This is a genomic window from Tatumella sp. UCD-D_suzukii, from assembly GCF_000611875.2.
GTDB lineage: Bacteria > Pseudomonadota > Gammaproteobacteria > Enterobacterales > Enterobacteriaceae > Tatumella > Tatumella ptyseos.
The window spans coordinates 204,248-216,503 of the sequence record NZ_JFJX01000056.1; the positions used below are offsets into that span (position 1 = coordinate 204,248).

Here is a 12,256-nt window from a genome sequence, read left to right on the forward strand (position 1 = left end):
TCACAGGATCTCCCCGGCAGGGGCTGTCTCAGCCCCTGCCACGGCAGAATATTCATTATAGTGAGTGGCAAATCTCTTCAGGCATCCCGTCTGTAGCGGTAACGTATTTCTAAGATCTAATAAGCTACTCATAAGAATCCGGAATGTAATTACATGAAGTATAGTCCCGGTTATTTGGTTGATATTATTTCTGTATTGACTGAAAAGGAACTTAAAGTCAGGTATAAAAGTAGTTTTCTCGGCTATCTATGGTCTGTTGCTAATCCTCTGTTATTTGCATTAATTTATTATTTTATTTTTAAATTAGTGATGAGAGTACAAATACCAGATTATACAGTTTTTCTTATCACAGGATTATTTCCCTGGCAATGGTTTGCAAACTCAGTAAATAATGCATTGTTTTCGTTTCTTGCTAATGCTCAGGTGATTAAAAAAACAGTATTTCCCCGCTCAATCATTCCGTTTTGTAATGTATTTATGGAGTTTCTGCACTTTCTCTGTACCTTGCCGGTGATTGTTGCCTTTCTGATTTTTTACGGGATATCTCCGTCGGTCAGCTGGCTATGGGGCGTACCCTTGATAGGCCTGGCACAGATGATGCTGACCTTAGGTATTGCGCTGGCTATTAGCTCGCTTAACCTGTTCTTCAGAGATTTGGAGCGGTTTGTTCCTCTGGGTATCATGCTGATGTTTTATTGCACCCCGATACTTTATTCTGTTGACCTGATCCCTGATAAATATCAATGGCTACTGACCATTAATCCGGTCTCTGAAATGATGCTGGCATGGCGGGACCTGTTTATGAAAGGCGTGATCCATTATCAAAATATTGCCTGTATCTACCTGCGGGCAATACTGGTACTGCTTGCGGGTTGCTATATATTCAATAAGCTAAAGTTTAAATTTGCTGAGATATTATGATGAGTGCTGCTATTGAATTCAGGGATGTTTCGAAAGCCTATCCTTTATATCACCATATCGGGACCGGAATTAAAGACCTTATTTTTCATCCACGTCGTGCAATGAATTTACTTCGGGGACGCAAATATACGGCAATAGAAAATATTAGCTTTACTGTAGAGAAAGGAGAAGCGGTTGCGTTGATAGGGCGTAACGGTGCCGGTAAGAGTACTTCACTCGGGCTGGTGGCGGGTGTCATCAAGCCCAGCAGTGGCAGTGTCATTACTCATGGTCGGATTGCATCGATGCTGGAGCTGGGGGGCGGTTTCCATCCTGAGCTGACCGGCAGAGAAAATATCATCCTGAATGCCACTCTGCTGGGCCTGAGGAAGAAACAGGTGATGCAGAAGCTGGAAGGCATTATCGCCTTTTCAGAGCTGGGTGATTTTATTGATGAGCCTATTCGCGTTTATTCAAGCGGTATGCTGGCAAAGCTGGGTTTTTCTGTCATCAGTCAGACGGACCCGGAAATCCTGATCATCGACGAAGTCATGGCAGTGGGTGACATTGCCTTCCAGAACAAATGTCTGGAGACCATCCGTGAGTTTAAACAGCGCGGTGTCACTATCCTGTTTGTCAGTCACAACATGATGGATGTCGGAAAAATTTGTGACAAGGTTATCTGGATCGAAAACCATCGGCTGCAGGCTGTCGGTAAGGCAGACGATATTATTTCACAATATATAAATATGATGTCTTAATATGAAAAAGTTCAGAATTTACACCAGCTACCATAAACCCGGGGCTTTCCTGTCTGCTCCCTCTGTCATTCCGTTACATGTGGGGAAAGCCACCAGCCTGAATACTCTCTGCTGTGAGGGGGATGACAGGGGAGACAATATCTCCTATAAAAATCCGTTTTACTGTGAGCTGACGGCGCAGTATTGGGCATGGAAGAACGGGGAGCCTGCAGAGTACGTCGGTTTTATGCATTACCGGCGACATCTTAACTTTTCTGAGCAGCAGGACTATGAAGAAGACCTCTGGGGAGTCGTGGTTCAGCCAGAGATTGATACAGCCTACGAGGAAAAATTTCAGCTAACGGATGCGGGTATTGAGCGCTGCCTGCAGCAGACAGATATTTTATTGCCTAAAGCCTGGCCGGTGTCGAATGCCGGCAGCAGAAATAATTATATTCATTACGGAGCAGGTGACGATCTGCACATTGAAGATTATGATCTGGCGCTTGCCACCTTGTATGAACTTTACCCTGACTACAGGCCGGATGCGGAAATATTTAATCAGGCAGACTGCGGGTACTACACCAATATGTTTGTCATGAAGCGGGAATTATTTAATGAATATTCAGAATGGCTCTTCTCGATCCTTGACGCTCTGGAGAAAAAAATTTCTTTCAGAAACTACAATGCCCGGGAACAACGGGTCATAGGACATATTGCAGAGCGGCTATTCAATATCTTCATTTTGCACAAAAGGTCGCAACGGCCGGAACTTGTTATCAAAGAGGTGCAGCGTACTTTTATAGAAAAAGAAACATTTAACGGAAAAATCCCTCCCGCGTTTGACGGGCGAGCAGTACCTGTGGTGATCTGTTTTGATGACAATTACAGTATTTCCGGTGCCGCACTGATCCATTCATTGTTAAAAAATTCAGATGACCAGAGAAACTACGATATTGTTATTCTGGAAAATGGCATTTCTTCTCTTAACAAGAAAAGATTATACAGTCTGGTAAAGGATAAGAAAAGTTTTAGTTTGAGATTTTTTGATATTAATACCTTTACTGAACTGAGTGAGGTGCATACCAGAGGCCACTTTACCTCTGCGACTTATGCCAGGCTGTTTATTCCGCGTCTTTTTTCTCTTTACGACAAAGTGTTATTCATTGATGCGGATACGGTAACAGAAGAGGATGTCGCAAGCGTCTATGACACTGACCTGGGCGATCATCTGGTAGCGGCGGTCCGGGATATTGTCATGGAGGGATTTGTTAAATTTGGCGCTATTTCCGATTCTTCCGACGGGCAGATGCCGGCACGGAAGTATCTGCTGAAAACCCTCGGGATGACGAGAACAGAAAATTATTTTCAGGCAGGTATTATTCTCTTTAATATCAGTCAGATGAACAAAGAAAATACGTTCGATACCCTGATGGAAGCCATGAAGGAAAAACATTACTGGTTCCTTGATCAGGATATTATGAATAAGGTGTTTTATGACCGGGTATTTTATTTACCGCTGGAATGGAATGTCTATCACGGTAACGGAAATACTCATGACTTTTTCCCGAATCTGTGTTTTTCAACCTATATGGAATTTCTTTCTGCCCGCCTCCATCCGAAGCTGATCCATTATGCCGGGGAAAATAAACCCTGGAATACTATTCATGTCGATTTTTATGATAATTTCGAAAAATACCTTTCAGGCACTCCGTGGCAGCGGGAGCTTTATTTGCGGCTGGCGGGAAAACCTGTACCGGGATCACACGGGGCTACGATACCACCCGGTGAAGAAGTATTACTATTACAGACCAGGATAAAGCGGAAGTTAATGCCTTTACTTAACCGTTGTGCACCGACCGGGAGTCCGCGACGAAATTTTCTGATTAAGTATTATTATGCAATCCGCAGACGGATCCTAGGGTGAATGATGGGTAATAAAAAAAGTATTCTCATCGTGGGTGCCGGACTGACCGGGGCCGTTATCGCCCGGGAACTGGCCGAAGCAGGGCATGGTATCTGTATTATTGATAGTCGTTCACATATCGCAGGTAATTGCTACAGTGAACGGGATGCCCGGACGGGTATCATGATCCATACCTATGGTCCTCATATATTTCACACCGATAATCAGACGGTATGGGATTATATTCAGCGGTTTTGTACCATGATGCCGTATATGAATCGGGTCAAGGCTACTGCGGCAGGACAGGTATTTTCACTGCCGATTAATCTGCATACGATTAATCAGTATTTTCATACCACCTGTTCACCGGGACAGGCAAAAGCCTTAATTGACAGTAAAAGTGATAAATCGCTGACTGATCCGCAAAATTTTGAACAACAGGCATTACGTTTTATTGGCAGGGAGCTCTATCAGACTTTTTTTGAGGGCTATACCCTTAAGCAATGGGGCATTGCTCCTTCTGCATTACCGGCAGCCATCCTGAAGCGATTACCGGTCAGGTTTACTTACGATGATAATTATTTCAGCCACCGTTATCAGGGGATGCCACGTGACGGATATACCGCTCTGGCTGCGGCAATACTGGATCATCCCCTGATCTCAGTAGAACTCAATCGATCCTTTCAGCCGGAAGATCGTGGCGGCTGCGATCATGTGTTTTATACCGGGCCGTTGGATGCTTATTATCAGTTTGCCTATGGCCGTCTTGGCTACCGGACGCTGGATTTTGAGAAATTCTACGATGAAGGAGAGTTCCAGGGAACGGCGGTGATGAATTACTGCGATCCGGATATCCCTTTCACGCGCATTACCGAACATAAGTATTTTTCCCCCTGGGAGACCCATCAGGGATCCGTTTGTTACCGGGAATACAGTCGTCAGTCTGAGCCAGGAGATATCCCGTATTATCCAGTTCGTCAGGTGGATGAGCAAACGATGCTGGCGCACTATGCGGCTCGTGCCCGGCAGGAAACACAGGTTACTTTTGCCGGACGCCTCGCGACATACCGTTATATAGATATGGATACCTCTATCGCAGAAGCACGGATAGCGGCAAACCGATACCTTCGGTCACTGCAGGACGCTGTGCCGATGCCGGCCTTTGTGGTGGATATCGTATGAAAATCACACCATTGATAGTGACCTATAACCGGCTCGGGAAGCTGCAGAAAACCCTGGCAGCGACCCTTGCCTTACCGTTCGATGCCGTCGTGGTGATTGATAATTACTCAACAGACGGGACCCGGGAGTGGCTGAAAGCACAAAGTGCTCCGCATCTCCACTGTTGTTTCAGTCCGGAAAATAGCGGTGGGGCAGGCGGATTTGCCCGTGGGGTGGCTTATATTGCGGAGCATCTGACCACTGACTGGGTGGTGTTTTACGATGATGATGCGTGGCCGGACCCCTCTTTTATTGATAATTTTTCCCGCATCGCCACAGATAAATACGAACTCTATTGTGCCAGAGTACTGTCAGCCGACGGACGTCTCAGCCCGATGAATGTGCCCTGGTCCGCTCCGCAGGACACATTCTTCGCCGCGATACATTATTTATTTAATAAAAAGGCCTTTATCCCGGCCCCTGATAAAGCCTCCGGGGTCTGTACGTTTTCGTTTGTCGGGGGGATAGTCAGTTCACGGCTGATCCGGGAAAGCTGTGGCTTAATAGAGAAAGATTTCTTTATTTATTTTGATGATGTCTGTTACTCCTGGCGCCTGTTCTCACGGGGAAACCCTATTCTCTATCATCCCGAACTGCTTATGCATCATGATGTTCCTTCGGTGGCGAGCGGGCAGCCTGCATGGAAACACTATTACCTGTTGCGTAATTTATTACTGTTCCGGCGCTTGCTGAACTGCCCGCCGTTTTTTGGCCGGACAGCAATAGGGCTGCGCATAGTCCATAGCCTGCTGAGGGCACTGAAAAGCCCGCAGCGGTTTTATTGCCTGCGCTTACTGGTTAAGGCTGTTTGTGACGGCCTTTCCCATAAACGCCCCGTTTCGGGGAAACCAGGCATATGAAGAAGATTTGTTATTTCATTAATTCAGACTGGTATTTTGACCTTCACTGGCTGGCGCGTGCGCTTTCTGCCAAACATCATGGCTATGAAGTTCATATCATTACCCGTATTTCTGAAAAGAAATACCACAGACGATTTACCCGGTTAGGCCTCTGTTGCCATGCCTTACCGTTGAAAGAACGTTCCTGCAATATTTTCGGTTTTATTTCTGTACTGGTGTTCTCTTTCCTCCTGTTACGGCAGATTCACCCGTCCTTAATCCATGCGGTGACCATTAAGCCGGTGATTATCGGAGGACTTTATGCTCGCTTGTTCTCTGTCCCTTTTGTCGCAAATGTTGTCGGTCTGGGGCGGGTATTCGGGCCGGGAAACAGGTTTTACCGGTGCCTGAGGAAAGTGGTTTGCCTGTGTTATGCCTTTATTTTAATGAACCCGCGTAGCCGTATTATTTTCGAACATACTGATGATCTTGATACGTTCCGGCAGAACGTGAAATTTCCATTGTGCCGGGCATCGGTCATCGATGGCTGTGGCGTTGATGTGGAGCAATATGCTTTCAGCGAAGAAGTGACCCCCGGCCAACCGGTAGTGTTGTTTGCCAGCCGGATGTTGCAAAAAAAAGGACTGGCAGCACTGGTGCGGATTAAACAGCAGCTTGCACAGGAAGGGGTTGGTTTTACCCTGCGTGTGGCAGGGATTATGGTGGCGGATGACCCTGATGCTATCCCGGCGACAGAAATCATGCGCTGGGAGGCCACCGGTGATATTGAATGGCTGGGTACCTGCAATAATATGGAGTTCCTGCTGAGGAGTGCCAGCATCGTTGCCCTACCTACTCTCTATCAGGAAGGGGTACCGCGCATATTAATTGAAGGGGCTGCAAAGGGAAGAGCATGTATTGCTTATAATAGTGGCGGTTGTAACAGTATTGTTATTAATAATGTTAATGGATTCCTGATAAACCGCGGCGATGAAGATCAGTTTCGCCGGCAGTTAAAAGTACTGATAGAGGATAAAAAATTACGGCGGCGTATGGGGCAGCAGGGACGAATACTGGTGGTAGAGAAATTTTCGGCGGCGCGGGTGATAACGAAGACCCTGAATATCTATCGGATATTGATGGCCCGCTAAGCTGCCAACCCTGCCGCTGAGACCGGTATCGTACAGAACACCGGCATATCCGCATGCTCTGATAAGCCCCGCCGGAGGTTTGTTGTCCGAATTGTGCTGATTTACTGGAGTAAATCGCCCGGTGCTGTTAGTTTTAATTTCAAATTTTCTTTATTATAAGTAAATTATGGGTTCAACAAAATTTGTACCCTGAGTCTTCAGACAGGAGAAAGTGATGTCCAAGCAACAAATCGGTGTAGTAGGTATGGCTGTAATGGGTCGTAACCTTGCCCTGAATATCGAGAGCCGTGGTTATACCGTCTCTGTTTTTAACCGTTCACGCGAAAAAACGGACGAAGTGATTGCTGAAAATCCGGGCAAAAAACTCGCGCCTTACTACAGTGTCGAGGAGTTTGTTGAGTCTCTGGAAAAGCCACGTCGTATTCTGCTGATGGTACAGGCCGGTGAAGCAACGGATAAAACGATCGCTTCTCTGACTCCGCATCTGGATAAGGGCGATATTCTTATCGATGGCGGTAACACCTTCTATAAAGATACCATTCGTCGTAACAAAGAACTGTCTGAGCAGGGCTTCAATTTCATCGGTACCGGTGTTTCCGGTGGCGAAGAAGGGGCACTGAAAGGCCCATCCATCATGCCTGGTGGTCAGAAAGAAGCTTACCAGCTGGTTGCGCCTATCCTGGATCAGATTGCTGCCCGTGCCGAGGGTGAAGCTTGTGTGGCTTACATTGGTCCGAACGGTGCCGGCCACTACGTTAAAATGGTACATAACGGTATCGAATACGGCGATATGCAGCTGATTGCAGAAGCCTACTCTTTACTGAAAGGTGCCTTAGGCCTGAGCAACGAGCAATTGGCTGAAACTTTCAGCGAGTGGAATACCGGTGAACTGAACAGCTACCTGATCGACATCACCAAAGATATCTTCACCAAGAAAGATGACGAAGGAAACTATCTGGTTGACGTTATTCTTGACGAAGCCGCCAACAAAGGTACCGGCAAATGGACCAGCCAGAGTTCTCTGGACTTAGGCGAACCACTGTCGCTGATCACTGAATCTGTCTTTGCCCGTTACCTGTCTTCTCTGAAAACTCAGCGTGTTGCAGCGTCTAAAGTCCTGACCGGACCGGTAGCAAAAACCGTCACTGAAGACAGCGCAGGCTTTATCGAAAAAGTTCGTCGTGCCCTGTACCTGGGTAAAATTGTATCTTACGCTCAGGGCTTCTCTCAGCTGCGTGCGGCGTCTGAACAATATGACTGGGATCTGCAATACGGTGAAATTGCGAAAATCTTCCGTGCCGGTTGTATTATCCGTGCCCAGTTCCTGCAGAAGATCACCGATGCTTACGCAGAAAATGCGGAAATCGCTAACCTGCTGCTGGCACCGTACTTCAAAAATATCGCTGATGAATACCAGCAGGCGCTGCGTGACGTTGTTGCTTATGCCGTGCAGAACGGTATTCCTACGCCAACGTTCTCTGCCGCTATCGCTTACTATGACAGCTACCGTTCAGAAGTCCTGCCTGCAAACCTGATCCAGGCGCAGCGTGACTATTTCGGTGCACATACCTACAAGCGTATCGACAAAGACGGTGTTTTCCACACTGAGTGGTTAGATTAATTTCAGCATTGATAGTCTGAAATCTGCAAGACCCGGGGCCAGTCTCCGGGTTTTTTTATCCCCTGTCTCCGTGCAACCCGTCTGCCATCACCTCCGGCCAGTGCGCTGTCCGGTAATGAATATACTTAATCGCCGGGACGGATAATCAGCCGTTATCCTGTGAGTGACCCGAAATCTTCCTCCTCTCAGGACCATGGCCGGGCAGGCAATTCGCATTGACGTGGTCTTAAATTCCGGTTTTGTGACCGGAGAATGTTCAGCAGACCTCTGAAGCAGTATTGTATGCAGGCCCGGGATCAGTGCAATATAAAGCCCGGCGACCGGCGGACAGGAGTCCCGGGAAAATGGCATTCGCAGAGGAGGGAGTCATGTCAGCACCACAGGTTACCGCGATCATCACGACGTTCAATGCCGAACATTATATCGCTGAAACACTCCACACGATTACGTCACAGACCTTACAAGCTATCCAGATTATTATTGTTGATGATGCTTCCACCGATAATACTGTCAGAATTCTCAGCGAGTGTTGCGCGACGGATGAACGGGTGACCGTGTTAGTGAATGAGGAAAACAGAGGGGCAGGCTATTCACGTAACCGGGCGATGGCTCTGGCGAAGGGCGATTTTGTTATTTTCCTGGATGATGATGATCTCTGTGAAACAGAGATGCTGGCGCAAGCCTATGGTCACGCGATTTCAGCCGGGGCAGATGTGGTTGTTTTTCGCAGCGATAATCTGGACTGCCTGACACACCAACGTACTCCCGCGCCATGGACGATCCTTGCAGAGTCATTACCGGCATCCATGACCTTTACCGCGTTTGAAACACGTAAAAATTTTTTCCGGACCTTTATCTGGTGGGCCTGGGATAAACTGATCAGACGGGACCTGATCCTGCGTTCAGATTTACAGTTCCAGGAGATCCGCACCAGTAATGATTTGTTCTTTGTCTGTGCGCTGTTATTGCAGGCGAAGGCTATTTCGGTGTGCGAAGCGTCGCTGATAAGTCATCGGGATAACCGGGAAGGCTCGTTGTCCAATACCCGCGAGCTGTCCTACGAGTGTTCGCTACAGGCGATCCGGGCGCTTTATTGTCATCTGACCAGCCAGCCGGTTTATCTGCCGCTGCAGCGGGATTTTATTAATTACAGTATCGACTTCCTTAGCTGGAGTCTGTCGACGCTGAAACACTGGCCGGCCTATGCAGATTTTTATCGGCAGATCCGCACGTTCTGCCTGCAGCTCCCCGCTATACCGGCGGCGGATATTGAATCCGAATACCTTGCGGCCTGTTATCAGGACCTGACCTGCGGGGATCCCGAAACGACACTGATGAAACTGAAATGCCGGCTGGAGCAGGATCTTCGTCATCACACTGCCAGCGAGGCCGCTAACCAGCAGCAGTGGCTTGCTGAAGCAGAGCGTGCAGCCTCGCAACAGGCGGAGCTGAGGGAGCAAAACAGGCTGATGGCATCGGAACTTGAGCGGTTGCAACAGCAGGTAGCAGAGCAGCAGATTCACATCCGTGAATTACAGGCGTTAAATGAGCAGTATCAGCGGAAAAAGACCGTTGCAGGGCAGTTACGTTCGCTGGCGGGGCGCCTCAGGAAGTAGGTCCGCTTCCTGCGGCACCGCCGGACTAACTCAGGGGACCAGCAGGGGGCCTTGACGGCCGGCTTCTCCACCGGCCAGACGGACGACCAGCAGGCCTGCAGTGGCAAAACGTACCCAGTGACGGGCATACAGCAGTCCGTCCTGTCGGCAAATCAGTGGTGTCAGCTGATCAGTGATCGGGTCGAGAATTTCCGCCACTATCTCACCGGCATGGATCCACTCGCCGGGTTCACGGGTATAAAGGATGACACCGGCATGCGGTGCCGTCAGATATTCACAACCCGCCAGGTCGGCTTTTAACGGGGCAGGCACCTCAGGCAAGGGGGGCGTCTCACCGGAAATATATCCCAGCGCTGTCAGGCCATTAATGATAGCACGGGCATCTTCACGGGCCTGATCATGACTGACATCGCGGGCACCCCGCAGTTCCAGTGTGACGGGTTTCAGCGCCTCCGGTAACGGATAAGCCTCGCCAAAGCGCCGATGAAGCGTATACCAGGGGTCGGCACAAGCTTCGTCAAACGGTTCGCCGCCGGAAATATCTGCAATCAGGGCTGTGCGGCACCCCAGATAATGACCTAATACCGACACCTCTGGCCAGGCCTGCGGTGTGGTATACAGATGGGCGACAGCCTCCCAGTCACAATGAATATCAATCATCAGGTCAGCCTTACAGGCCATACGCATCAGTATTGCCCGCTGTGACTGCAGTTCAGTGGCCGGGGTATAATCATCGAAATACCGGTCAATGGCCTGGCGGATCACCCGCTTATTGTCGCTGATATTCTGGCTCAGTTCCGGCCCGGCAATCTCTGCCAGTGACTCGCCGATAGCCGGAAACTGACGGTTAAAGTCCTGACCTGACAGGCTATCGAAACGTCCCAGCGGCTGGCCCTGTATCTGTTGAGAAAATCCGATCGGGTTCGCGACCGGGACCAGCGTAATTTTTGCCCGTAATTGCCCCTGACTTTCCAGCGCACTGAGTGCATGTTTCAGGTACCAGGCGACGGCCACGCCGGGCAATTCATCGCTGTGTAATGCGGCCTGGATATACACCTGTTGCTGATCATCATGACCGAATTCATAACTGACGATTTTTCGTTCGGTACCGAACGTCGTCGACAGTATCGGAGTGTTGTGTTGTTGCATAGCGTGTGGGTCCTGGCTCAGGGGGATAGTAGCGGACAGACTGCGAAGCAGGGAAGTCAGGCAGTAAGACCGGAGGAACTCCTCCGGTCGCAGAGCGTATTACTTCACAGAAATATCGGTGGTGAAGTATTTTTTCTGAAGTTTATCAAAGGTACCGTTGGCTTTGATTTTTGCATAAGCATCATCCAGGGCGGTGCGCAGTTCGGTGTCCCCTTTACGCAGACCGATAGCGGTGCCCGGGCCGATGATCGGGTCTTCCACAGCCGGGCCGGATAACTCAAAGTCTTTGCCGGCGGGCGATTTCAGGAAGCCGATACCTGCCTGTGCGCCGTCGGTGAATTCTGCATCAATACGGCCGGCGACAAGGTCATTCTCGACCTGAGCCTGGTCGCCGTAAGGGACGACATTAACACCGTAAGGCTGCCATTTCAGACGTGCATAGCGTTCCTGAACGGTGCCCTGTTCAACACCCACGGATTTCCCTTTCAGAGATTCAGCAGTAGGTAACAGTCCTGAACCTTTGCGGGCGACCAGCATGACCGGGGTGTTATATACCGGTACGGTGAAATCGATCTGTTTCAGACGTTCCGCAGTGATCCCCATATCCGACAGAATAGCGTCAAATTTACGGGCTTTCAGTGCCGGGATCATTCCGTCGAACTCATTTTCAACCCAGACACACTTCACATCCATCTGCTGACACAGGGCATTACCCAAATCGATATCGAAGCCAACCAGTTTTCCGTCAGCGGTTTTGGACTCGAACGGCGGATAGGTCGGGTCTACCGCAAAGCGAACCTGAGTGAGTGCTGCCTGGCTGAGTAACGGAGCGCCGGCCAGCAGAGCGGTCAGCAGTGACAGGCGTAACTTACGGGTGAACGTCATAATTTGCAGATTCCTGATTATTTTAATGTTGTAATAAATTATCCCTCCCTGTGCCGGGAGGTTCTGTTGCGGAGCGGTGACACTTCGCGTCCTGCCAAAAAGACTGCTTTATACAGTCCATCGTTAATCTAGCAATAATTACGGTCTTGTGACAGGGCTATGCGACAACTCTCTGTATTCCGCTGCGGGACAGACTTTGGCCCGGCTTTCAGGCAACGGTATTGATAG

At 49.1% G+C, this 12,256-nt stretch carries 11 protein-coding genes; 8 read left to right on the forward strand and 3 right to left on the reverse strand.

Annotation, left to right across the window (positions count from 1 at the left end):
- Nucleotides 1–132: a hypothetical protein gene (locus CG67_RS18680; protein ID WP_256360150.1), complete on the reverse strand. Its 132-nt coding sequence runs from the start codon at nucleotides 130–132 to the stop codon at nucleotides 1–3.
- A gap of 21 nt (nucleotides 133–153) precedes the next feature.
- Between CG67_RS18680 and CG67_RS13220 the strand changes: the two genes are divergently transcribed.
- The 8 genes from CG67_RS13220 to CG67_RS13255 all read left to right on the forward strand — a co-directional run bounded on the left by CG67_RS13220 (nucleotide 154) and on the right by CG67_RS13255 (nucleotide 9,994).
- Complete coding sequence (locus CG67_RS13220; protein ID WP_025903420.1) at nucleotides 154–921, forward strand: ABC transporter permease; 768 nt, start codon at nucleotides 154–156, stop codon at nucleotides 919–921.
- Nucleotides 921–1,661 (forward strand): ABC transporter ATP-binding protein, encoded by a 741-nt coding sequence (locus tag CG67_RS13225; RefSeq protein WP_025903421.1) that lies wholly within the window; start codon nucleotides 921–923, stop codon nucleotides 1,659–1,661. The genes CG67_RS13220 and CG67_RS13225 overlap by 1 nt, the downstream gene beginning before the upstream one ends.
- A 1-nt stretch (nucleotide 1,662) precedes the next feature.
- Nucleotides 1,663–3,567 carry a DUF4422 domain-containing protein gene (locus CG67_RS13230; RefSeq protein ID WP_025903422.1) on the forward strand — a complete coding sequence of 635 codons (1,905 nt, stop codon included), beginning with the start codon at nucleotides 1,663–1,665 and terminating at the stop codon, nucleotides 3,565–3,567.
- Nucleotides 3,568–3,570: 3 nt separating this feature from the next.
- Nucleotides 3,571–4,728 (forward strand): UDP-galactopyranose mutase, encoded by a 1,158-nt coding sequence (gene glf / locus CG67_RS13235; RefSeq protein WP_025903423.1) that lies wholly within the window; start codon nucleotides 3,571–3,573, stop codon nucleotides 4,726–4,728.
- Nucleotides 4,725–5,627, forward strand: coding sequence for a glycosyltransferase (locus CG67_RS13240; protein ID WP_025903424.1), 903 nt, complete (start codon nucleotides 4,725–4,727; stop codon nucleotides 5,625–5,627). Before glf ends, CG67_RS13240 begins: the two co-directional genes overlap by 4 nt.
- On the forward strand, nucleotides 5,624–6,757 hold the full coding sequence (locus CG67_RS13245; RefSeq protein ID WP_025903425.1) for a glycosyltransferase family 4 protein: 1,134 nt from the start codon (nucleotides 5,624–5,626) through the stop codon (nucleotides 6,755–6,757). Before CG67_RS13240 ends, CG67_RS13245 begins: the two co-directional genes overlap by 4 nt.
- A gap of 214 nt (nucleotides 6,758–6,971) precedes the next feature.
- A complete protein-coding gene (gene gndA, locus CG67_RS13250; RefSeq protein WP_025903426.1) occupies nucleotides 6,972–8,378 on the forward strand; it encodes an NADP-dependent phosphogluconate dehydrogenase in 1,407 nt (468 codons plus the stop codon).
- 368 nt (nucleotides 8,379–8,746) lie between these two features.
- Nucleotides 8,747–9,994 (forward strand): glycosyltransferase family 2 protein, encoded by a 1,248-nt coding sequence (locus CG67_RS13255; RefSeq protein WP_160318974.1) that lies wholly within the window; start codon nucleotides 8,747–8,749, stop codon nucleotides 9,992–9,994.
- A 30-nt stretch (nucleotides 9,995–10,024) separates the two neighbouring features.
- Here CG67_RS13255 and CG67_RS13260 read toward each other — a convergent pair whose 3' ends face one another.
- Both CG67_RS13260 and CG67_RS13265 read right to left on the reverse strand, forming a co-directional pair.
- Nucleotides 10,025–11,143: a succinylglutamate desuccinylase/aspartoacylase family protein gene (locus CG67_RS13260; protein ID WP_025903428.1), complete on the reverse strand. Its 1,119-nt coding sequence runs from the start codon at nucleotides 11,141–11,143 to the stop codon at nucleotides 10,025–10,027.
- 99 nt (nucleotides 11,144–11,242) lie between these two features.
- Nucleotides 11,243–12,028 (reverse strand): ABC transporter substrate-binding protein, encoded by a 786-nt coding sequence (locus tag CG67_RS13265; protein WP_025903429.1) that lies wholly within the window; start codon nucleotides 12,026–12,028, stop codon nucleotides 11,243–11,245.
- Nucleotides 12,029–12,256 lie beyond the last annotated feature (228 nt).